At 61.6% G+C, this 22408-nt stretch carries 20 protein-coding genes and 1 pseudogene; 10 read left to right on the top strand and 11 right to left on the bottom strand.

Going from position 1 to position 22408, the window contains the following annotated elements:
• Positions 1-13 precede the first annotated feature (13 nt).
• Positions 14-997, bottom strand: coding sequence for an arabinose ABC transporter substrate-binding protein (locus G9X64_RS17465; RefSeq protein ID WP_171377056.1), 984 nt, complete (start codon positions 995-997; stop codon positions 14-16).
• Between the two features lie 213 nt (positions 998-1210).
• On the opposite strand from G9X64_RS17465, the gene G9X64_RS17460 reads away from it, so the two are divergent.
• The 4 genes and pseudogenes from G9X64_RS17460 to G9X64_RS17445 all read left to right on the top strand — a co-directional run bounded on the left by G9X64_RS17460 (position 1211) and on the right by G9X64_RS17445 (position 4535).
• Positions 1211-1966 carry a FadR/GntR family transcriptional regulator gene (locus G9X64_RS17460; RefSeq protein ID WP_017989502.1) on the top strand — a complete coding sequence of 252 codons (756 nt, stop codon included), beginning with the start codon at positions 1211-1213 and terminating at the stop codon, positions 1964-1966.
• 66 nt (positions 1967-2032) lie between these two features.
• On the top strand, positions 2033-3181 hold the full coding sequence (gene dgoD / locus G9X64_RS17455; RefSeq protein ID WP_171377055.1) for a galactonate dehydratase: 1149 nt from the start codon (positions 2033-2035) through the stop codon (positions 3179-3181).
• 96 nt (positions 3182-3277) lie between these two features.
• A pseudogene (locus tag G9X64_RS17450) lies at positions 3278-3678 on the top strand (DoxX family protein).
• A gap of 77 nt (positions 3679-3755) precedes the next feature.
• Positions 3756-4535, top strand: coding sequence for an SDR family oxidoreductase (locus tag G9X64_RS17445; RefSeq protein WP_171377054.1), 780 nt, complete (start codon positions 3756-3758; stop codon positions 4533-4535).
• A gap of 16 nt (positions 4536-4551) precedes the next feature.
• Here the strand turns inward: G9X64_RS17445 and G9X64_RS17440 are convergent, their stop codons facing one another.
• Positions 4552-5769 carry an adenylate/guanylate cyclase domain-containing protein gene (locus G9X64_RS17440; protein WP_168315467.1) on the bottom strand — a complete coding sequence of 406 codons (1218 nt, stop codon included), beginning with the start codon at positions 5767-5769 and terminating at the stop codon, positions 4552-4554.
• Between the two features lie 70 nt (positions 5770-5839).
• Positions 5840-6865, bottom strand: a complete 1026-nt coding sequence (locus tag G9X64_RS17435) for a LacI family DNA-binding transcriptional regulator (protein ID WP_171377053.1) — start codon at positions 6863-6865, stop codon at positions 5840-5842.
• A 95-nt stretch (positions 6866-6960) separates the two neighbouring features.
• Between G9X64_RS17435 and G9X64_RS17430 the strand changes: the two genes are divergently transcribed.
• From G9X64_RS17430 to G9X64_RS17420, 3 genes are all read left to right on the top strand, one after another.
• On the top strand, positions 6961-8148 hold the full coding sequence (locus G9X64_RS17430; protein WP_171377052.1) for a phytanoyl-CoA dioxygenase family protein: 1188 nt from the start codon (positions 6961-6963) through the stop codon (positions 8146-8148).
• Between the two features lie 92 nt (positions 8149-8240).
• The gene (locus tag G9X64_RS17425) at positions 8241-9062 is read left to right on the top strand and encodes an SDR family oxidoreductase (RefSeq protein ID WP_168315470.1); all 822 of its coding nucleotides are present in this window, start codon (positions 8241-8243) and stop codon (positions 9060-9062) included.
• Between the two features lie 94 nt (positions 9063-9156).
• The gene (locus G9X64_RS17420) at positions 9157-10068 is read left to right on the top strand and encodes an SMP-30/gluconolactonase/LRE family protein (RefSeq protein ID WP_168315471.1); all 912 of its coding nucleotides are present in this window, start codon (positions 9157-9159) and stop codon (positions 10066-10068) included.
• A gap of 1 nt (position 10069) precedes the next feature.
• On the opposite strand, the gene G9X64_RS17415 is transcribed toward G9X64_RS17420, so the two are convergent.
• The 5 genes from G9X64_RS17415 to G9X64_RS17395 form a co-directional block, all read right to left on the bottom strand.
• Positions 10070-10819, bottom strand: a complete 750-nt coding sequence (locus G9X64_RS17415) for a ThuA domain-containing protein (protein WP_171377051.1) — start codon at positions 10817-10819, stop codon at positions 10070-10072.
• A 57-nt stretch (positions 10820-10876) separates the two neighbouring features.
• Positions 10877-11959 (bottom strand): ABC transporter ATP-binding protein, encoded by a 1083-nt coding sequence (locus G9X64_RS17410; RefSeq protein ID WP_171377050.1) that lies wholly within the window; start codon positions 11957-11959, stop codon positions 10877-10879.
• A 19-nt stretch (positions 11960-11978) separates the two neighbouring features.
• The gene (locus G9X64_RS17405; RefSeq protein WP_171377049.1) at positions 11979-12890 is read right to left on the bottom strand and encodes a carbohydrate ABC transporter permease; all 912 of its coding nucleotides are present in this window, start codon (positions 12888-12890) and stop codon (positions 11979-11981) included.
• A 1-nt stretch (position 12891) separates the two neighbouring features.
• Positions 12892-13779 carry a carbohydrate ABC transporter permease gene (locus G9X64_RS17400; protein ID WP_171377048.1) on the bottom strand — a complete coding sequence of 296 codons (888 nt, stop codon included), beginning with the start codon at positions 13777-13779 and terminating at the stop codon, positions 12892-12894.
• Positions 13780-13885: 106 nt separating this feature from the next.
• Positions 13886-15178 (bottom strand): ABC transporter substrate-binding protein, encoded by a 1293-nt coding sequence (locus G9X64_RS17395; protein ID WP_171377047.1) that lies wholly within the window; start codon positions 15176-15178, stop codon positions 13886-13888.
• Positions 15179-15381: 203 nt separating this feature from the next.
• Here G9X64_RS17395 and G9X64_RS17390 point away from each other — a divergent pair, with 203 nt between their 5' ends.
• The 3 genes from G9X64_RS17390 to G9X64_RS17380 all read left to right on the top strand — a co-directional run bounded on the left by G9X64_RS17390 (position 15382) and on the right by G9X64_RS17380 (position 19742).
• Positions 15382-16386 carry a Gfo/Idh/MocA family protein gene (locus G9X64_RS17390; RefSeq protein ID WP_171377046.1) on the top strand — a complete coding sequence of 335 codons (1005 nt, stop codon included), beginning with the start codon at positions 15382-15384 and terminating at the stop codon, positions 16384-16386.
• Positions 16387-16398: 12 nt separating this feature from the next.
• On the top strand, positions 16399-17397 hold the full coding sequence (locus G9X64_RS17385; RefSeq protein WP_171377045.1) for a LacI family DNA-binding transcriptional regulator: 999 nt from the start codon (positions 16399-16401) through the stop codon (positions 17395-17397).
• Positions 17398-17498: 101 nt separating this feature from the next.
• The gene (locus tag G9X64_RS17380) at positions 17499-19742 is read left to right on the top strand and encodes a glycoside hydrolase family 2 protein (protein ID WP_171377044.1); all 2244 of its coding nucleotides are present in this window, start codon (positions 17499-17501) and stop codon (positions 19740-19742) included.
• A gap of 102 nt (positions 19743-19844) precedes the next feature.
• Here the strand turns inward: G9X64_RS17380 and G9X64_RS17375 are convergent, their stop codons facing one another.
• From G9X64_RS17375 to G9X64_RS17365, 3 genes are all read right to left on the bottom strand, one after another.
• On the bottom strand, positions 19845-20960 hold the full coding sequence (locus G9X64_RS17375) for an ABC transporter ATP-binding protein (protein WP_171377043.1): 1116 nt from the start codon (positions 20958-20960) through the stop codon (positions 19845-19847).
• A gap of 3 nt (positions 20961-20963) precedes the next feature.
• The gene (locus G9X64_RS17370) at positions 20964-21947 is read right to left on the bottom strand and encodes a carbohydrate ABC transporter permease (protein WP_168317918.1); all 984 of its coding nucleotides are present in this window, start codon (positions 21945-21947) and stop codon (positions 20964-20966) included.
• Positions 21944-22408, bottom strand: a 465-nt coding sequence (locus G9X64_RS17365) for a carbohydrate ABC transporter permease (RefSeq protein ID WP_164071024.1), incomplete at its 5' end; no start/stop codon positions are given. The genes G9X64_RS17365 and G9X64_RS17370, both read right to left, overlap by 4 nt.

Here is a 22408-nt window from a genome sequence, read left to right as displayed (position 1 = left end):
CTTGGAAGGACGATCACTCGATGCCAAGATCCTTGCGGACCTTTTCATAATCGTCGCGCAGTGCCAGCGAACCGGAAGTCAGCGTCAGTTTTTCCGGCTCCTTGTCGTTGGCGATCCAGTCATACATGTTGAGCGCCGTCTCGTAGCCGTGACGCTTCGGCGAGATGATAACGGTGCCGAAGAAGCCAGTCGCCGCCGGCTTCTTGAACTCGTTGATCGCCGATTCCGCACCGCCGATGCCGACACCGATGACGTTGGCCGCCGGAATGCCGACCGATTCGGAAGCACGGACGGCGCCGAGGACGGCTTCGTCGTTGAGGCCGAAGGCGACCCAGTATTTCACGTCGGCATGCTTGTTGAGAACGGTGGTTGCCGCGTTGAGCGCCGCTTCCGTATCCGTCTTCGCCTGTGGCGCATCATAGATGTTTTCGGCCGGGAATCCGGCGGACTTCAGCACCGAGATCGCCCCTTCGACGCGGTCGACGGCCGTCGGCAGCTGGTCATAGGAGACCCGCACGGCGCCGACATTCTTCATGTCCCAACCGCGCTTTTTGATTTCGTCGACGATCGCCTGGCCGACGGTCTCGCCGATCTTGGTGGCCGAAATGCCCATATGCGGCACGTTTTCCAACGGCTTGCCGTCGGCGCTGACGAGGCGGTCGTCGACTGTCATCAGCTTCAGCTGGTTGGCTTCGGCCTTGGCAACGATGCCCGGGCCGAGCTTGACGTCCGGCGTGCAGATGATGAAGCCCTGCGCACCCTGGGCGCCGAGATTGTCGATCGCCGACTGGACCTTTTCGCCGTCTTCGGCGCCGATTTTGACGACGGTGAAGCCTTTTTCCTTGGCGGCCTGGTCGGCGAACTTCCATTCGTCCTGGAACCACGGTTCCTCAGGCTGCTTGACGATGAACCCTATCTTGACGTCCGCGGAAAATGCCGAGCCGGCTGCCAGAATGGCGAAAGTGCCAGCCAGAATGGCTGCTTTGAACAAGCGCATGTCTCTCTCCCTAAACTCTCAAAAACCGAGCAGCTGCCTCCCAGGCAACGTCCAATGAATTATGATAAATCATCATACCAGTCAATTGCCAATGTATGATGATTGGAATAATAGGATTATTGACGAGATGCCGGGAGGAAGCGTCGCAAAGCGGATCGAATTCGGATAATCAGGTTCGATTGCTTCGCACGCGAGACAGAGCGGAGAGGTGAGTTGGAAACAATCGAGCGACAGAGCGGGGCCGAAAGCCGCCGCATCGAGCGCCGCCCGCGCGTACGCCGCAACGTTACGGCGGCGATCGCTCAGGATATCTGCGCGGACCGCTATCCCGCGGGCTCACCGCTGCCCCGCGAAAACGATCTCTGCGAGCTCTACGGCGTCAGCCGCACCGTCATTCGCGAATCGCTGAAAGTGCTGGAATCCAAGGGTCTCGTCCGCGGTAAGCCACGCATCGGAACCACCGTTTGCGACAAGGACGACTGGAATATCCTGGACGCCGACGTGCTTGAATGGATGGGTCCCTATATCAAGGATTTCGACCTGCTCGGCTGCATTCTCGAGGCCCGCCGCACCATCGAGCCGGCAGCCGCCGAATATGCCGCCGAGCGCGCCAGCGCTCAGGAGATCGCCGATCTCGACAATGCCTGGCGGCAGATGCGCGACAGCGCCCGCGACCCGGAAAGCTTCACCGATGCCGACGTCATGTTCCACACGGTGCTGCTCACCGCCAGCCACAATCAGGTCTTCCGCCGCCTGTCGAGCGCCATTCACGCGGCGCTGAAATATGCGCTGCATGCCTCCAATATCGGTGTCGAGAATCGCGAGGATGCGGTGCTCGTTCACGGCCAGCTGGTCGAGGCGCTGCGCATGCGCGACAAAACAGGCGCCCGCGAATGCGCCAACCGCATGCTCGATCTTGCGGTGCGCGATCTTGCCGCCGCCGAAAAAGCGATCGGCAGAACGAAATAATCGATCACGACAAATCTGCGGACGCGCCGCCGATCGCAAACCCGGGAAGAGACTGAAAGAACAGCGATGAAGATCACCAAACTCACCACCTATATCGTTCCCCCGCGCTGGCTGTTTTTGAAGGTCGAGACCGACGAGGGCATCATCGGCTGGGGCGAACCGGTCGTCGAAGGTCGCGCACTCACCGTTCAGGCCGCCGTCCATGAGCTGGAAGATTACCTGATCGGCAAGGATCCTTTCCTGATCGAGGACCACTGGACCGTGATGTATCGCGGCGGCTTCTATCGCGGCGGCGCCGTCCACATGAGCGCGATCTCGGGCATCGACCAGGCGCTGTGGGACATCAAAGGCAAGGCGCTTGGGGTACCGATCCATTCCCTGCTCGGCGGCCAGCTCCGTGATCGCATCAAGGTCTATTCCTGGATCGGCGGCGACCGTCCCTCGGATGTCGCCAACAATGCCAAGGAGGTGGTTGCCCGCGGTTTCAAGGCGATCAAGCTCAATGGCTGCGAGGAAATGCAGATCGTCGACACCAATGAGAAGGTGGAAAAGGCGGTCGAGACCATCGCCATCATCCGCGAGGCGATCGGCCCGCATATCGGCATCGGCGTCGATTTCCACGGGCGTGTGCACAAACCGATGGCGAAGGTTCTCGCCAAGGAGCTCGACCCCTACAAGCTGATGTTCATCGAAGAGCCAGTGCTTTCCGAAAACAAGGAAGCGTTACGCGATATCGTCAACCACACCTCGACGCCGATCGCGCTCGGTGAACGCCTCTTTTCGCGCTGGGACTTCAAGCAGGTCCTTTCGGACGGCTATGTCGACATCATCCAGCCGGATCTCTCCCATGCCGGCGGCATCACCGAATGCCGCAAGATCGCGGCGATGGCCGAAGCCTACGACGTGGCGCTGGCGCCGCATTGCCCGCTGGGTCCGATCGCGCTTGCCGCCTGCCTGCAGGTCGATGCCGTCTGCTACAATGCCTTCATCCAGGAACAGAGCCTTGGCATCCACTACAACAAGGGCAACGACATTCTCGACTATATCTCCAACAAGGAGGTGTTCCAGTATGCCGATGGTTTCGTGTCGATCCCGCAGGGTCCGGGTCTCGGCATCGAGGTCGACGAAGCCTATGTCATCGAGCGCGCCAAGGAAGGTCACCGCTGGCGCAACCCGATCTGGCGGCATGCCGACGGCAGCTTCGCCGAGTGGTGAAAGTAGAGGGTCGCGCAAGCGGCCCTTTTTCATTCACCGTGTAGGATATCGGGGGTCTCGTCCGTCATAGTGGAAACTCAAAGAAGAGATTTCAGGATGGCCAGAGCAATCGCAATCATCGTCGCCCGCATCATCTTCAGCTTCGTCTTCTTCATGGCCGCCGGCTTCAAGTTCGCAGATATCGGCGCAACAGCGGGCTATATCACCGCTGCCGGCTTTCCGATGGCGACATTTCTTACCTGGATCGCCGCTTCTTCGAGATCGCGCTGGCGCTCGCTTTCCTATCAGGGGCCTTCTTCACCGAGGCCAGCCTGCTCGCAGCCATTTATGTGATCTTCCTCGCTTTCGCTTTCCACGGCCCATCCCATTGGCAGCAGAACCAGGCCGAGTTCGGCTTCTTCATCGATCACTTCACGTTCCTCGCCGGTCTGCTCTTTGCCGCCGTCCACGGACCGGAGAAATGGACACTGCAACACAGCCGGCTCAGGAGGATCTAACGATCCGCTCTCCTTTCGGAACCAACTGCCGCGCCGAACAGTTGGCATGTCGGCAAAACGGCAAGGAGAGCCCACCCATGGAGCTGAAGGGAAAGATCGCACTGGTAACAGGCGCCGGTTCCGGCATCGGCAAAGCGGCCGCGTTGCGGCTCGCTGCCGAAGGTGCAAAGGTCGCAGCATTGAGCCGCACCGCCGACGAGGTCGAAAAGACCTGCGCCGAAATCAAGGCCGCCGGCGGCGAGTCGATCGCGTTGACCGCAGATACCAGCGACGAAGCTCAAATGCGGAGCGCGGTCGCGCAACTGACCGACACCTTCGACGGCCTCGACATCGTTGTCGCCAATGCCGGTATCAACGGTGTGTGGGCGCCGATCGACGATCTGAAACCGGATGAATGGGACAAGACCATCGCCGTCAATCTGCGCGGCACCTATCTGACCCTGCATCTAACGGTTCCACATCTGAAGCGCCACGGCGGTTCGATCATCGTCGTCTCTTCGATCAACGGCACCCGTACCTTCACCACGCCGGGCGCCACCGCCTACACCGCAACCAAGGCGGCCCAGGTCGCCATGGTCCAGCAGCTCGCCCTCGAACTCGGCCGGTATGGCATCCGCGTGAATGCCGTCTGCCCCGGCGAGATCGAGACCAATATCGGCGCCAACACCGACAGCCGCCATCGCGAGGAAACGGAGGTTCCCGTCATCTGGCCGCAGGGGGATATCCCGATTGCCGGCGGCAAGGCAGGCAAGAGCGAGGATGTCGCCGAAACAATCCTTTTCCTCGCATCCGAGCGCGCCCGACACATCACCGGTACGCCAATCTGGATCGACGGCGGTCAGGGCCTGTTGCGATAGCCTTGCAGTCAGGAACTCAGCCGTTCAGCCGGGCGGTGTCGAGGGTATACAGTTCCTGCGCGCGCTGGACGCCGCGCAACGCATAGCGTCCAACGCAGGCAAGTGCGCTGCGCTGCTGCTCCGGTATCGCCGCGGCGAAATCGGAGGAAATCAGCAGGTTGAGATCGACGGAACGACACATCGAGGCGATCCGGCTGACCTCATTGACGGCAGGTCCGATGACGGTGAAGTCCAACCGGTCCTGGCTGCCGATATTGCCGTAGAAGACGTCGCCGATATGCAGGCCGATATAGACGTCGGTCGTGGCCCGGCCGTCGGCCGCACGCGCGGCATTCAGCGTTGTCAGCTTTTCCCGCAGCAGCGATTCGGCACTCAGCGCCGCACGACACGTCTCCGCCGGAACCTCGCCCTTAAAGATGGCGAGCACCCCGTCGCCGATCAGCTTCAGCACGTTGCCGCCGGACTCGTGGATCGCCGTGATAACCGCCTCGCTATAGTCGTTGAGCAGTGGGATGATCTCCTCCGGCGGCACGCTGTCGGAGATCTTGGTGTAGTTCAGCAGGTCGGAAAACCAGAGTGCGGCGGAAATCCGTTCCGATTTACCGCGGCTGATCTTGCCTTCCATCACCTGGCGCGCGGCGTCCTCGCCGAGGTAGACTTCGGCGATGGTGCGGGCGATACGCCCGAGCGCGATACATTTGATCGCCAGCCCCAACACCGGCACCAGCTTGCGCAGGATGGCGAGGTCGTGATCGGAAAAGCCCTCGGGATGTTTCGTCGCGAAATGCGAGAAGAAGCAATCCATCTCGCCGATCGTGCCGGCCGCGGAAAAACGATGCATCATCGCCACGAAATCCGTGTGACCGGCTTCAGCGATCGTATCGAGCAAGGAGAAATCGATCGGATCGCCGAAGCCGAGACGCCGGCGTATCTCCCGTTCGTTGCGAGACCAAAGATGATAAAAGGCCGAACGCTGCCAGTTGGACGCCGCCTCCCCCGAGATCGTCGGACCATATTCGAATTCGGTCTGAACCTCCTCGACGCTGTCCCAGCGGAAGGCGCGGCCCTCATGCACCGGATGCAACGTATCCATCAGCGCCAGACCGCGGTCGAGCGGCAGGCCGGCATTACGGCAGGCCGCACAGAAACCGGTCATCAGCTCGGCTTCGGAAACACCCTTCAGTCCCTGCTCGGTCACCCAGGCTGCAATCGTGCTGACGTCGCTGTAATCCATGGCGCTCACCTTCACTCGTGCTTAGTCTGAGCAGTAGCCCGAATACGGCACGGAAGGAAAGTCCATTGGCTCAATCGCCCGCGGGCATATTGTAGGGCGTGACGATTTCGACTGAAGAAAGCGAGGCCGGAACCGCCCGCCCCGATGCTTGTGCCGAGCTCATGATCGCCCTGAAGGTCGAACGCGCATCGGTTCTAAGATCATGATGCAGCACGAAGCCGATCCGGCGCGCCGCAAGCAGGGCGCGATTATCCGCGTCGAGATCATGGGCGACGAAAACGCGGATGGGGCGTTTGGCCGCGTCGAAGGCCGCAAGCACCGCCCGGTTGCCGCCGCCGATCGAATAGACGGCGTTGATGGCCGGATCGGCCCTAAGCGCTGCCGCCGTAAGCGTTCCCGTCTCGGCATCGGTGCCGTGCCCCTCGCTGATTTCGGTAATGCCGATGTTGGGATAATCAGCGCGAATGCTGCGGCGAAAGCCGATTTCGCGCTCCTCCTCGCCGCGGAACCGTCCGCTCGACAGCGTTACCAGCACCTTGCCACCATCACTCCCGAGGAGTTCGCCGATCAGGTAGGCGGCGGTCTCTCCCGCCGCCCGGTTGTCGGCGCCGGCATAGGCGATGCGGGCCGAATTCGGCAGGTCGGTCACCAGCGTCACGACGGGGATGCCGGCCGCATCCGCCCGCGCGACAGCGGCAGCCACCTCGGGGACGTCAGGCGCCTTGAGCACGATGCCGTGCGTGCCACGCAGCCGGATGCGATCGAGAAGCTGCACCAGCTCAGCCGGCTTCATCACCTCGGCAAAATGGAAGCGGCAGCGGAAACCGCCCGGCAGGAAGGTCGCCACCTCCGCCTCGAAGGCGGCCCGCACCGCATCGCTGAAACGCTGCGGCGTCTCCATGACGATATCGATCGCCAGCATGCGGCCATTGCCCATCGTGCCGGCCTGCTGCTTCTCCAGCTCCGCGATCGCCGCCTTCACCCGCATCTCGGTCTGCCGGCGCACGCCGGGTCTGCCGTTTAGCACCCGGTCGACGGTGGCGGTGCTAAGCCCAGCCTGGAAGGCGATGTCCTTGACGAGAAAGAGGTGTGCCATGCGATCGGCCTGATGGTTTTTTGATGGATTTCTGATCTATATCACCCGGCATCGCGGCGTATAGTGCCCCCATTGGAAAGAGGGAGGAGCCCGCCATGAAAACCGACAACCAGCAGAAACTACGCGCCGACCGCGTCTGGCTGAGCGAAGACGCCTGCGATCTCGATGAGTTTCGCGGCCTTGCGGAAAAGACCACCGTGCTTGCCGATTACCCCTCGGCGTCCGCGGTCGAAAAAAACGTCCTGATCTACGACAGCCGCAAGGTGATGGCAGCGGCCGCAACGCCAGAAGGCCGACGCGCCGTGCTGGCGGAAATCTGCGAGGCGTTCGGCGAAGGTCCTGGTGTCGTCGTGTTCAAACGCGCTTACGAAGACACCGGCATCGTCGACCGCGCCAGTGTGATCTTCGATGCGATCATCGAGGAACAGCACCGCACCTCGACCGGCGGTGGCGACCACTTCGCCAAACCCGGTGCCAACGACCGTATCTGGAATTCGCTGGAAAAACATTGCCTCGCCGATCCGGTAAATTTCGCCGAATATTACGGCAACGCCATCATCGCCCTGGCAAGCGAAGCCTGGCTCGGCCCGAGCTACCAGATGACGGCGCAGGTCAACCGCGTCAATCCGGGCGGTTCGGCGCAGTCGGCGCATCGCGACTACCATCTCGGCTTTCAGTCCGAAAAGGTCATCGAGCAGTTCCCGGCACATGTGCATCGGCTCTCGCCGGTGCTGACATTGCAGGGTGCGGTCGCCCATTGCGATATGCCGCTCGAAAGCGGCCCGACGCTCTTCCTGCCGCACAGCCAGACCTATGTGCCGGGCTATCTCGCGCTAAAGCGGCAGGAGTTCCGGGATTTTTTCGAGACCAACCATGTCCAGTTGCCGCTCGCAAAAGGCGACGTCGTCTTCTTCAATCCCGCACTCTTCCATGCCGCCGGAACCAACCGCTCGACCGACATCAAGCGCGTCGCCAACCTGCTGCAGGTCTCTTCCGCCTTCGGCCGGGCAATGGAAACCGTCAACCGCGAGAAGATGAGCGCCAGGCTGTTCCCTGCTTTGAAGGCCTTGCTGGGCAGACTCTCCCCTGACGAAATCGCCAACGCCGTCGCCGCCTGCGCCGAGGGCTACTCCTTCCCGACCAACCTCGACCGCGACCCGCCACTCGGCGGACTGGCGCCGAAGACACAGGCGCAGCTGATGCATGAGGCGCTGAAGGAAGGCTGGAGCGATGTCGTCTTTAGGGCAGCACTTGCCGAGCAGGCGCAGAAGAAGTTGAGCTGATTTGGAGCTCGAGCCTCTTGCATCCACACTGAGATAAAAGCCTCTCGCCCCCGCGGGAGGCTATTCGCACATCATCACAATGGAGGAACTACATGAGCACAGACCACGGCCGCCTCGACGGCAAGATCGCCATCGTCACCGGCGGCACGCAAGGATTGGGCGCGACCATCGCCCGCCTTTTCGCCGAACGCGGCGCCGAAGGCATCGTCATCTGCGGCCGCAACGAAGCCAAGGGCAAGGCGAAGGCGGCGGAGATTTCGGCTGCGACCGGCGCCAGGATCGTCTACATCAAGGCCGACCTCGGCAAGGTCGAGGACGCACAGAATGTCGTGCGCGTCTGTGACGAGACCTTCGGCCGCGTCGACGCGCTGGTCAATGCCGCCGCCATCACCGATCGCGGCACCATTCTCGACACCAGTCCGGAGCTCTTCGACGCCATGTTCGCCGTCAATGTTCGCGCGCCGTTTTTCCTGATGCAGGAGGCGGTGAAGGTCATGCGCCGCGAAAAGATCGAGGGTACGGTCGTCAATATCGGCTCAATGTCGGCCAAAGCCGGCCAGCCCTTCATCGCCGCCTATTGCGCCTCCAAAGGCGCGCTGGAAACGCTGACGAAGAACACCGCCTACGCGCTCCTTCGCAACCGCATTCGCGTCAATGGTCTGAACATCGGCTGGATGGCCTCCGAGGGCGAGGACCGGATCCAGCGCGAATATCACGATGCCCCCGCCGACTGGCTGGAGAAGGCGGCGGCAAGCCAGCCCTTCGGCCGCCTCGTCGATCCGCACGAGGTGGCGCGCGCCTGCGCCTACCTGTCGTCTTCCGAATCCGGCCTGATGACCGGCTCGGTCATCTGCTTCGACCAGTCGATCTGGGGCGCTTACGACGGCTCGCCGCATCCGGACGCCGCCCTCTGACGAAACGGGAGCCCGGCATTTCCATCGCCGGGCTCTGGCACCTCTCGGGAATTATCGCTAGGAAGAGGCGGCAGTATTCAGGGAGGTAACTGGCATGGGCGACAATCCGATTTATGAGATTCGCGACGAACGCTTCGGTGCAATGGTCATCGGCAGCGCCGGCCTCGAGGAGCTTTATTCCGGCTGCCGCTGGACGGAAGGCCCGGTCTGGTTTTCCGATCTGAACTGCCTTCTCTGGAGCGATATCCCGAATGAACGCATGATGCGCTGGACACCGGATGGGACGGTCTCCGTCTTCCGTTCACCGTCCAACTACGTCAACGGCAACACCCGCGACCGGCAAGGCCGGCTGGTCTCCTGCGAACATGGCGGCCGCCGCGTCACCCGCACCGAGACGGACGGCACCATCACCGTTCTCGCCGACAGCTATAAGGGCAAGCGGCTGAACTCGCCGAACGACGTCGTCGTGCACTCCGACGGCGGGGTCTGGTTCACCGATCCGACTTACGGCATCCTGTCGGATTACGAGGGCCACAAGGCCGAGCCCGAGCAGCCCACGCGCAACGTCTACCGGATCGATCCGGTAAGCGGCGCGATCGACGCCGTCGTCGAAGATTTCATCCAGCCGAACGGTCTTGCCTTCTCGCCCGATGAGACGAAGCTTTATATTGCCGATTCCGGCTCCGCAAAACATGACGTGCCGCGCCATATCCGCGTTTTCGACGTCATCAACGGCAAGGCGCTTGCCAACAGCCGCTATTTCTGCAGCCTCGATGTCGGACATCCCGACGGTTTCCGTTTCGATGTCGCCGGCAACCTCTGGACGAGTGCCGCCGACGGCGTGCACTGCTTTTCGCCCGAGGGAACGCTGCTCGGCAAGATCAGGGTGCCGCAGACGGTGTCCAACCTCACCTTCGGCGGCCCCAAGAAAAACCGGCTCTTCATCACTGCAACGCGTTCGGTCTATTCGATCTATATCAAGACGACCGGCGCACAATACCCATAGATCAGGCCTTCGCCGTATCCGGGCGGCCGTGTAGCGGCTCGGCCCGATGCCAGTTTTCCAGGATGCGGCCATCGGTGTGTTTCTGCCGCGCCCAGCGGATGCCGTTCGCGATCACCTTATGCACGGTCTTGTCGTGATAGATCGGGTAGGTCTCGTGGCCGGGGCTGAAGAAGAAGATGCGCCCGCGCCCGCGCTGGAAGGTGCAGCCGCTGCGGAACACTTCGCCTCCGGAATACCAGGAAATGAACACCAGCTCGTCCGGCTGCGGAATGTCGAAGGGCTCGCCGTACATTTCCGAAGCATTGACCTCGAAATAGGGCGGCAGCCCCTCGGCGATCGGATGCGAGGGATTGACCACCCAGACGCGCTCCAAATCGCCTTCCGGCGTCTCGCGCCAGGAAAGGTTGGCATTGGTTCCCATCAGCCGGCGGAAGAGCTTGGAATGATGGCCGGAATGCAGGACCAGCAGGCCCATGCCCTTCAGCACGCGCTGCTGCACGCGGTCGATCAGCCCATCACTGACCTCCTCATGCGCCATATGGCCCCACCAGAGCAGCACGTCGGTGTCGTCGAGCACGCTGTCCGGCAGGCCTTCATCAGGATCATCGAGCGTGCCGCGGCGGATTTCAAAATCCGGATGGGCAATGCCTGACGCGATCGCTCCGTCGATACGATCAGGGTAGATCTCCTGAACTTGCCTGTGGAGTTGTTCGTGGCGTCCCTCGTTCCAGATGGTGACCTTGATTGTCATGGCATTCCTCGATGTCTAGGCTTTGATGTTTAGGTCTTGATGTGTCGGGCGAAATTGTCAGGCTGTTACCGGACGTATAACTTTGCCAGCGGAGTCGAACAGATGGCAGGCGGCGGGATCGGCCGTCAGCGCCACGCGGTCGCCCGACCGCACGGCGATATCGCCTTCGGCGCGCACCACGATCGGCTGCTGCTGCGAGCCGACGGTCATGTAGGTCTCGACGCCGAGCCGCTCGACGATGACGACCTCGGCGCTGAAATTGCCCTGGCCCTCGGCTGCGATCTTCAGATGCTCCGGCCGGATGCCGAGCTTGGCCTCACCCTGCGGCACAGCTCCGTTCGCATCAGCCAGATCGAGTGAAAGTCCGATCGGGCTGTCGAGATGCACCTTCCCGCCCGCAGGCCGCGTTGCGGTGACGGGAATGATGTTCATCTTGGGTGAGCCGATAAAGGTGGCTACGAATTCATTATCCGGCTCATGGTAGAGCGCCATCGGAGCACCCTCCTGCGCCACCACCCCTTTGTTCAGCACAACGATGCGGTCGGCCATCGTCATCGCCTCCACCTGGTCATGGGTGACGTAGACGACGGTCGCCTTCAGCTCGCGGTGCAGGCGCTGCAACTCGGCGCGCATCTGCACCCGCAGCGCCGAATCGAGGTTCGACAACGGCTCGTCAAACAGGATCAGCGCCGGTTTCTTGATGATGGCGCGGCCGATCGCCACGCGCTGGCGCTGGCCGCCGGAAAGTGCCGCAGGTCGCCGGTCGAGGTAATCGGTGAGCTGCAGAATCTCGGCGACGCCCTCCACCTGCCGGCGGACCTCTGCTTCCGGCACTTTCTTCAGGCTGAGCGAGAAGCCAATATTCTCGGCAACACTCATATGCGGATAGAGCGCATAGGACTGGAACACCATGGCGATGCCGCGCTTGTCGGGCGGCACGTCGTTGATACGTTTGCCGTTAAGGATGAGGTCACCCTCGTCGATGCCTTCGAGGCCGGCGATCATCCGCAGCAGCGTAGACTTGCCGCAGCCGGACGGACCAACGAAAACCGCGAATTCGCCGTCTTCCACGGTAATGTCGACGCCCTTGATGACCTCGAGCGCGCCGTAGAATTTGCGAACGTTTCTGAGATTGATCATCTGTTTCTCTTTCTTGATCTCAGCCCTTCACGCCGCCCGAAAATGTCTGGACGAGGAAGCGCCGCGCAAAACCGAAGGCGACGACGGCAGGCAGCAGATAGATGAATGCAAGTGCGGTCAGCAGGCCGTAATCGATCTCGTTGATGCGCAGGAAGGCGCGGAAGAGACCGAGCGGCAGCGTCTGCAACTCCGGTGACGACAGGAAGATCAGCGGCAGCAGGAAATCGCCCCAGGCCGACATGAAGGCGAAGAGCCCGGCGGCGGCAAGCCCGGGCAGCGCCAGCGGAATCAGCACCCGGCGAATGCGCTGTATGAGTGTTGCTCCATCCATCAGGGCCGCCTCCTCGTAATCCCTCGGCAGCCCGTCGAAGTAGGTCTTCATGATCCAGAGCGCCAGCGGCAATTGCATCGTCGCAAGCACCAGGATCAGCCCGAGATAACCGTCGATGAAGCCGGTCCAGCGCATGATATCGCGGGCATAGCTGCCGAAGATCGGCCTGAGCACCGCCGCTTCTGCATTGTTCAGCGTCAGCAGGAATTTGTAGAGCGGCACGACGAGCGCCGTCGGCGGCAGCACCCGGATGAGCAGGATCGCGTAGAGGAAGGGCAGCTTCCACCAGGCCCGGGTGCGCGACAGCGCATAACCGCCGAGCCCCGAAAGCACCATGACGAGCAGCGTCGCGCTAGCGACCACGAAAAGCGAGTTGAACAGCCACTTCGCCCCGTCCTCCTTAGTGAAGACGCGGATGTAGTTGGCGAAGGTCCACTGCTCCGGCCAGTGCAGGAAGAGCTGGGCATTGCCGTCGAGCGAGGCAAGCAGCACCCAGAAGAAGGGCACCGCGCAGAAGATCGAGATCAGCGACAGCGTCGCATAGGCGATGAGGTCGGAGCGACCCTTGTTTGCAGTTTCGCTTGGGGAAACGACGGCCATGTCAGACCTCCACCTTCATGGCCCGGACATAAGCGATACCTAATATCAGCGAGATGGCGAGCGCGACGACGGCGACCGCGGCACCATAACCCAGCTGGAACGACGTAAAGGACTGGTTGTAGATATAGATGCTGACCACCTCGGTCGCCCCGCCCGGTCCGCCGCGCGTCAGCGCATAGACCAGGCCAAAGACGGCGATGGTGGAGACGGCCGAGATCAGCATATAGAGCAAGATCGTCGGCATCATCAGCGGCAGGGTGATGCGGCGGAACATCTGCGACGGAGTGGCGCCGTCCATGCGCGCCGCCTCGTAGATCTCCGCTGGAATGGTGCTGAGGCCGGCCGTTAACAGGATCATCGCCGTGGCAATGCCGCGCCAGGTGTTGACGACGATGATCATCGACAGCGGGAAGACCTGCAGCCAGTCGGCCGGCGTGATGCCGAAGAAGCTGACGATGCGGCTGAGTGTGGCATTGTCACCACCCGCCAGCATCGAGATCCACATGAAACCGGCGACGACTTCAGGGGCTGCATTCGGCAACAGGATGATCGACGAGAACACCCGCCCAAAGCGGATCGGCCGGCGCAACGCAATTGCCGAGATCAGGCCGAGCACGAACTGGCCGATCACCGCCGAACCGATGACGAAGACGAAGGTGACGAACAGCGAATTCCAGAACTTCGCGTCGTTGAAAAGCCGTGTGTAATTCCTGAGACCGACGAAGCGGGGCCGAAGGGCCGCGGCCCCGGTCAGCGCTTCATTGGTAAAGCTCAGATAGATCGAGTAGAGGGCCGGATAGATAACGAAGGCCAGAAGCAGCACCAGCGAGGGCAACAGGATCAGCAGCCATTGCCGCTCGGCGCGCTTTTCATGAGAGTTTCGGGCCATGGAAGCTCACAAACCTTATCGATGGAACCGGCTTATCGAATGAAAGCGGGAAGACGCGGGCGTTGGCGCCGCGTCCCCGTCGTGGCGGAAGAGAGGGTGCCGGAGCTTACTTGACCATGTCGTCGCCGAGCGTTTCCTTGACGTAGTCGACAAGGATCTTCTGGGCGCCGGCGGCATCGGTTTCCTTGCGCAGCAGCGCTTCGGTGGCGCGCGCCACACCTTCCGAGACCGTACCGAAACCGGAGGCCTGTTTCAGGAACACGCCGTTTCCGGCCGCCGCGTGGATCGGAACCAGTTCCGTCAGCTTCTGGAACTCGGCATTGTCAGCCGCACCCTTGCTGGCCGGGATATTGCCGATACGGGCGGCGTAGGAAACCTGCGTCTCGATCGAGCCGATCTCCATCAGCGCCTTGATTGCCAGTTCCGTATTGGCCGACTTGGAATTGACGGCCCACGGCGCAGCGAGATTGGCAAGCACATACTGGCCGCTGCTCTGGCCGGGAACCGTCCAGGTGCCGACCACCTTCGTCACGTCAGGGATCGGGTTCTTGCTTTCGCGCCCCCAGTCGAAAATATAGCACCAGGAGCCGCAGGTGGTCGCGGCGAGCTTGCCGGCTGGGAACATCTGGTATTTCGGCACGACCCAGGGCTCGGGTCCGAGCAGCGGCTGCGTCGGCATCAGTTCCTTGTCGATCAGTTCCTTGTAGACGCCGAAGACATCCTTGATGCCTTCGCCATTGAGATCGAGCTTGCCGTCGGCATCGACGAGCTGCGGCGTCTTGGAACCGACGAGCAGGTGCTGGAAGCCCTCGTCGAAGGCACCGCTTCCCCAGGAGACGCCGGCCGGGAAGAGCAGGCCGTAGGCGCCGGTCTTCTGCTTGATTTCGGCCGCGCGGTCGAGAAGCTCCTGCCAGGTCTTCGGCTGCTCGATCGAGATGCCGGCCTTTTCGAGAACGTCCTTGCGGTAATAGATTTCCTGGATGCCGAGCATGAACGGCATCACATAGGTTTCACCATCCGGGCTGACTGCAAGGTCCTTGGCGACGTCATAGAGGTTGGCGTAGCCATCCCAAGCCTTGAATTCCTTGGTAACAGGCGCGAGGTAGCCGGCTTCCACCATGTCGGCGACGGCAGCCGTGGTCGGGATGGAGAACAGGTCGGGGGCGTTGCCGGCGCCGAGCTCCGTCAGGAGTTTGGTCAGGTAGTCCTTGTCGGGCGCCGGATATTCGATGACCTCGACGGTGACGCCATATTTCTTTTCGATCCGCTCGACCGTCGACTTCATCGCGTCGATGCCGGCCTGACCGTGATTTGCAATGCGGATTGTTTCAGCCTGCGCCAGCGTCGAAACCGCGCTCAGCAGAACGGCGCACAGGCCGCCAAGAACCATCTTCTTCAACGGAAGTCCTCCCTTTTTTAGAGACACGGCGCCCTCCAGCACCGGTTGCGAAAATGTACACGCATTCCAAATACTGACAAGATGGTTTTTGAAAAGATTCGAATGAGAGTTTTAATATGCTGATATTACTTATCTATTTAGATATTGCCATCACTATACCGTTTGTGTAATCGTGTGCACAATGCATTCAGGGAGGAATTTTCATGACTAGGAAATTACGCCTCGGCGTCATCGGCGCCGGCTTGAAGGCGGCGGAATATGCCGAGAGCTGGGTCAAGATGCCGGAGATCGAATTTGCTGCACTCGCCGACACCACGGCGGCTTCGCGCCAGCGCCTCATCGACGTCTGCCTCGCCGCCGGCGCCCCCGAACCGAAGGGCTTCGAGGATTATCGCCAGATGCTCGCCGAATGCCGCGGCGAACTCGACATCGTCTACGTCTCCACCCCGCATGCCTTCCATGCCGAGCAGGCAACCGCCGTCGCCGAGGCCGGCCTCGACCTCTTCCTGGAAAAGCCGATGGTAACGACGGTCACTGAAGCCGAGAGGCTGATCGCCGCGCAGAAAAAGAGCGGCGTCACCATCGTCACCGCCTTCCAGGGCGGCCTGTCGCCGCTGGTGCTCGACACGCGCCGGCGGGCTCTCACCGGCGAATTCGGCGAGCTGATCGCCATATCGGGCATGATCTGGGAAAGCTGGTCGTCCAATTATGACGGCCATTGGAAGCAGCAGCCTGATATCTCCGGCGGCGGCTTCATGTTCGACACCGGCGCCCATATGATGAACACGGTCTGCCTGCTCGCCAATTCCGATTTCGACAGCGTCTCAGCCTACATGAACAATCACGGCAGACAGGTCGATATCGCCACCGCCGTCTCCGCCCGGCTGCAGAACGGCGCGCTGGTAACGCTGGCGGCCGCCGGCGAAGGCCCTCCGGGCTGCGCCTCCTACATCACCTTCTTCTATTCGAAGGCGATCGTCCGCATCGACGCCTGGGGCGGCTGGCGCGAGATAAATATCGGGCGTACCGCCGAGCCGCGCGAGGAAGCCGAGATTCTCGGCAACCCGATGAAGAATTTCCTCGCCATTCGCGAGGGAAAGATGGAAAACTCCGGCTCCGTTGAAATGGGCCTCAGATTCGCTAGGCTATGGGATGCAATCAAGGAATCGGCAGCGGCCGACGGCGCTTCCGTCAGGATCGTCGCCTAACAGGCGCTGAACATGAGCGGAATGAACAGACGGCGGATCACCTCGAAGGAACTGGCGAAACTCGCCGGCGTCTCCTCCGCCACCATTTCCCGCGCCTTCTCGCCGGATTCGCGCATCGGCAGCGCCACGCGCGACCGCATCCTCGCCGTCGCGCGTGAACATGGCTACCAACCGAACGCGATCGCCCGCTCGCTGAACAACCAGCGTTCGCGCCTCGTCGCCCTCGTCGTCAATGCCATAGGCAACCCTTGCGAGGCCGAGGAGCAGCAGCTTCTCGTCCACCGCCTGCAGGCGAGACAATTGCTGCCGATCATCCTTTGCTGCGCCGATCATTCCGACCGGCTGCAGCTGATGCGCCTTGCCTCCACCTATCAGGTCGATCACGTCGTCGTCTTCTCCGACATGGTGTCGATGCAGGATGCCGTCGATATCTTCCACACGACCAAGCCGATCATCGTCTCCTTCGAGCCGCTCGAAAACGAAGACGTCTCCAGCATCCGCATCGACGGCTCTGAGGCCGCCGACGAGATCATCGACAAGATCGTCCGCGACGGTAAGAAGCGTTTCGCCTACCTCTCCGGCACTAATTCAAGCTGGATCGACAAGCTCAGGCGAAAATGGTTCGCCGATGCGCTGGCCAAGCGCGGCCTTTCCTTCGAAGCACAGGCCTTCGGTGACTACTCCTATGATTCCGGCTTCAAGGAAGCCGTGCTCCTGCTGCACCGTGACAAGGTCGACGCCATTATCTGTGGCAATGATGTCATGGCGATCGGTGCGCGCGATGCAGCCCGCCGGGTGCTCCGCAAGAACACGCCCGACGATATCGCCATCGTCGGCCAGGACGGCATCGCCATGGCCGCCTGGGATTGTAACGACCTCACCACGCTGAGCCTCGACCACGTCGCCTTCATCGACGCCGTCGTCGAATTGATCGAACGCCATGACGCCGAGATCGAAGGCCCGCACAGCATCACGCTCACCTGCACCGCCCGCTGGGGCTCGACCGCCTGACAGCTCGCATACCCGTTGCATCAAGGAGGAATAGTATGACTCAATTTTCACGCGCCGAAAGGCGCCGGACCGTCCCTGATGCTGTAACCGGGAGAGTTTGAATGCGTTCCGTCGTTTCCTTCAACGAAGGCTGGAGTTTCCATGAAGGCTTCGGCCAGCGTTTGCTCGAAGCTTTCGATGCGACCAAGTCGGTCAGCCTGCCGCATACCGCCGTCGAACTGCCCTTCAGCTATTTCGACGAGACCAGCTATCAGCGCGCCTTTACCTATCAGAAGGTGCTGCGCTGGCTGCCGGAATTCGAGGGCCGCGAGGTCTCGCTCGTCTTCGACGCCGCCATGGCCGACAGCGTCGTCTATCTGAACGGCCAAGAAATCATTGCCCATAAGGACGGCTACACCCCCTTCGAGGCCCGCCTCACCGGTAAGCTCGTCAAGGGCGAGAATCTCGTCACCGTCAAGATCGACGGCAGCGAGAACCCCGACATTCCGCCTTTCGGCGGCCGCATCGATTATCTGACCTATGCCGGCATCTACCGCGACGTCTGGCTGAAGGTCACCGACCCGGTCTCGATCCGCAATCTCAAGATCGAAACCACTGACGTTCTTCGTCCGGAAAAATCGGCGACCATACGCGTCGACATCGCCAATCCCGAGGGCCGCAGCTTCTCGGCGACCGTCACCGCCACGCTGAAACAGGCCGACGGCACGGTGGTCGCCACTGCTGCGACCGAAACGATCGGCAGCCGCACCACGCTCTCCTTTGGCGGCCTCACCGGCATCGCCCTCTGGGACATCACCGATCCCACGCTCTACGACGTCACCGTCGAGCTCCGGACCGAACACGGCTCCGACCGTCTCTCCACCCGGTTCGGCTTCCGCACCGCCGAATTCACACCGGAAGGTTTCCTTTTGAACGGCAAGCCGCTGAAGCTGCGCGGCCTCAACCGTCACCAGGCCTTTCCCTATGTCGGCTATGCCGCCGGCCGCTCCGTCCAGGAGCGCGACGCCGACATCATGAAGACGGTGCTGAAGTGCAATATCGTCCGCACTTCGCATTATCCGCAGTCGAAATGGTTCCTCGATCGATGCGACGCGATCGGCCTGCTGGTTTTCGAGGAGATCCCCGGCTGGCAGCATATCGGCGATGCCGACTGGCAGCAGGAATCGATCGAGAACGTTCGCCGCATGATCGAGCGCGACTGGAACCACCCCTCGATCATTATCTGGGGCGTGCGCATCAACGAATCGCAGGATAATCACGATTTCTACGCCGAGACCAATCGCCTCGCCCGTGAACTCGACAGCACCCGCCAGACCGGCGGCGTGCGTTATCTCACAGAGAGCGAGCTGCTCGAAGACGTCTACACGATGAACGACTTCATCCTCGGCAATGAAGAGCTGCCGGGCGCCAACCGCCCGCGCACCGCCCTTCGCGCCCAGCAGGAAAATACCGGACTATCGCACAAGGTGCCGTACCTCATCACCGAGTTCAACGGCCACATGCACCCGACGAAGATTTATGATCAGGAGCAGCGTCAGGCCGAGCATGTGCGCCGTCACCTGGAAGTGCTGAATGCCGCCTATGGCGATCCTGATATCTCCGGCGCTATCGGCTGGTGCATGTTTGATTACAACACCCACAAGGATTTCGGTTCCGGCGACCGCATCTGCTATCACGGCGTCATGGACATGTTCCGCGAACCGAAATTCGCGGCCTATGCCTATATCAGCCAGTGCGACCCTTCCGAGGAGATCGTCATGAAGCCGGTGACCTTCTGGGCGCGCGGCGAACGCAATATCGGCGGCGTACTGCCGCTGATCATCCTGACCAACTGCGACGAGGTGGAGCTGCAGTATGGCTCGCTTTCCAAGCGTATCGGTCCGGACCGCGAGAACTACCCGCATCTGCCGCATCCGCCCGTCGTGCTCGACCATCGTCATTTCACTGCCGATGAGCTCGGCACCTGGGGTCTCGAATGGATCGACGGCACCTTCACCGGTTATATCGGCGGCGAGCCGGTGGCCAGCCTGACGCTGGCGGCCGATCCATTGCCGACGACCCTGGAAGTGGTTGCCGATAGCCCCACGTTGAAAGCCCGCGAACGCGACAGCACGCGCGTCATCATCCGCGCCCTCGACCAGCGCGGCCAGCGCCTGCCTTTCATGAACGACAGCATTTCGCTGAAGGTGCACGGCCCCGCAAGGATCGTCGGCCCGACCATCGTGCCTCTGCAGGGCGGCACCGCCGGCTTCTGGCTGGAGGCGACGGGGTTCACTGGCGAGATCACCGTCGAAGCGGTTTCCACGCGTTTCGCGCCGGTGACGCTCGTTGTGACGGCTGTCTAATGCATGACCCCGAAAATCGAAATCCATTTTCGGGGTTATGCGCAAACTCGAAGTGTTAGAGCGTCCTTAGCGCGTCTTATAGACGCGGCGCTCTAAAGGCTGTCACCAGATCCTGGCCTGGCTATTGGGATCGAAGAAGACGGCCTTATCGAGATTGAAGGCAAGGCGGGTGTTTTGTCCTGGAGCGATGCCGGTATCGGCGCGCAGGCGGGCGACGACGGATTTGCCGCCGAGCTTGGTGACGGCGAAGGTGTCGGAGCCGGCCGGTTCGACCACCTCGATCAGGCAATCGCCCTCGGTCAGCGAGCGCGCCTTGCGGTCGGCGCCGTCGGGATCGGTCAGCGCCTCCGGGCGGATGCCGAAGATCACCTGCCTGCCGGTATAGGCAGTCAGACCGTCATTGCCTGATATGACAGGGAGCCTCAGCGGGGCGGCATTCGGCCGCTCCAGCGAGACTTCCAGCCCGCCGGCGCCGTTCTCGACGGTGGCGTTCAAGAGGTTCATCGCCGGCGATCCCATGAAGTCGGCGACGAAGATGTTGGAGGGGCTGTTATAGATCTCGGCCGGCGTGCCGAACTGCTGCAGCACGCCATCCTTCAGCACGGCGATCTTGGTCGCCAGCGTCATCGCCTCGATCTGGTCATGGGTGACATAGACGAAGGTGGTGCCCATGCGCTGATGCAGCCGCTTGATCTCGGTGCGCATGTCGACGCGCAGCTTGGCGTCGAGATTGGAGAGCGGCTCGTCGAACAGGAAGACCTGCGGATTGCGCACCAAGGCTCTCCCCATGGCGACACGCTGGCGCTGGCCGCCCGACAGCTGGCTCGGCTTGCGGTCGAGCAGATGGCCGATCTGCAGCATGTCGGAGACCTGTTTGATCGCCTTTTCCCGTTCGTCCTTCGGAACGCCGCGGATTTCCATGCCGAAGGCGATGTTGCCGGCCACCGTCATGTTCGGATAGAGCGCATAGGACTGGAACACCATGGCGATGTCGCGCTTGGAGGGGTGCAGACCGCTGATGTCGCGCCCGTCGATCCTGATATCGCCAGAGGTGATCGTCTCCAGCCCGGCAATGGTGTTGAGCAGCGTGGACTTGCCGCAGCCGGACGGGCCGACCAGCACGAGAAAGCCGCCCTTGTCGAGTTCGAGGTCGATCCCCTTGAGAATGTCGACGGCGCCGAAGCGCTTTTTGAGACCGGAGATTTCGAGGAAGGCCATGGGTTACCCTTTGACAGCGCCCGCCATCAGACCGCGCACGAAGTAGCGGCCGGCGAGGATATAGACGATGAGCGTCGGCACGGCCGCGATCATCGCAGCCGCCATGTTGACATTGTATTCGACGACGCCGGTCGAGGTGTTGACGACATTGTTCAGCGCCACCGTCATCGGCATGGATTCACCGGTGCCGGCGTAAGCCGAGGCAAACAGGAAGTCGTTCCAGATATTGGTGAACTGGTAGATCACCGTGACGACGATGATCGGCAGCGAGTTCGGCAGCATGATGCGCCGGAAGATCTGGAAGAAGCTGGCGCCATCGACCTGGGCGGCGCGCACCAGTTCGGTCGGAAAGGCCTCGTAGAAATTGCGGAAGAACAGCGTCGTGAAGCCCAAGCCATAGACGACATGCACGAAGACCAGATTGACGGTCGGATTGCCGAAGCCGAAGTTCCAGCCCGTGGCATTCTGCAGCGTCATGCCGAAGCGGCCGAGGCTGCCGAGGATCGTTGCCATCGGCAACAGTACCGACTGGAACGGGATGAAGCAGGCAAACAGCATCAGCCCGAACACCAGCGTGTGGCCGGGAAAGCGCCATTTGGTCAGCACATAACCGTTCAGCGCCCCCATGATGGTGGAGATCGCCACTGCCGGCACCACCATCTTGATCGAGTTCCAGAAGTAGCCCTTGATGCCGGCGCAGGTAAGACCCACGCAGGTCTCGCCCCAGGCCTTGATCCAGGGATCGAAGGTCGGCGATTGCGGCAGCGCCAGCATGTTGCCGTTCTGGATCTCGTCCATGGTCTTGAACGAGGTCGTCAGCATGACGAAGAGCGGCATCAGGTAGAGGACGGCAAAGATCAGCAGCAGGCCGTAGATGATGGTGCGGCCGATCCAGCGGGTGTTGGTGCTGTTCTTGCTGTCATTCCTGTTGTCGCGGGCCTGCGGCAGCGTTGGCGAGGTTACTGTTGAAGAGGTCACGCTGCTCATCGCGCCTTCTCCTTCAGTTCGGAATAGAGATAGGGAACGATGATCGCCGAGATGGTCATCAGCATGATGATGGCGCTGGCCGAGCCGACGGCCATCTCGTTGCGCTTGAAGGTATATTCATACATGAAGTTGGACGGCAGCCAGGCCGAGCCGCCGGGGCCGCCCGAGGTCAGCGCCACCACCAGGTCGTAGGACTTGATCGCCATATGGGCGAGCACGATGAAGGCCGAGAGAAAGATCGGCCGCAGCAGCGGAATGACGATGCGGCGATAGAGCTGGAATGGCGAGGCGCCGTCGATCTGGGCGGCCTTCATGATCTCGCCGTCGATGCCGCGCAGACCCGCCAGGAACATCGCCATGACGAAGCCCGATGCCTGCCAGACGCCGGCGATGACCACGGTATAGATGACGAAGTCCTTGTTCTTGATCCAGTCGAAGTGGAAGCTTGTCCAGCCGAAGTG

This window comes from Rhizobium sophorae (genome assembly GCF_013087515.1).
GTDB classification, from domain to species: domain Bacteria; phylum Pseudomonadota; class Alphaproteobacteria; order Rhizobiales; family Rhizobiaceae; genus Rhizobium; species Rhizobium sophorae.
Note: the sequence above shows the minus strand (reverse complement) of the source record. Positions and strands in the feature narration are given on the sequence as shown.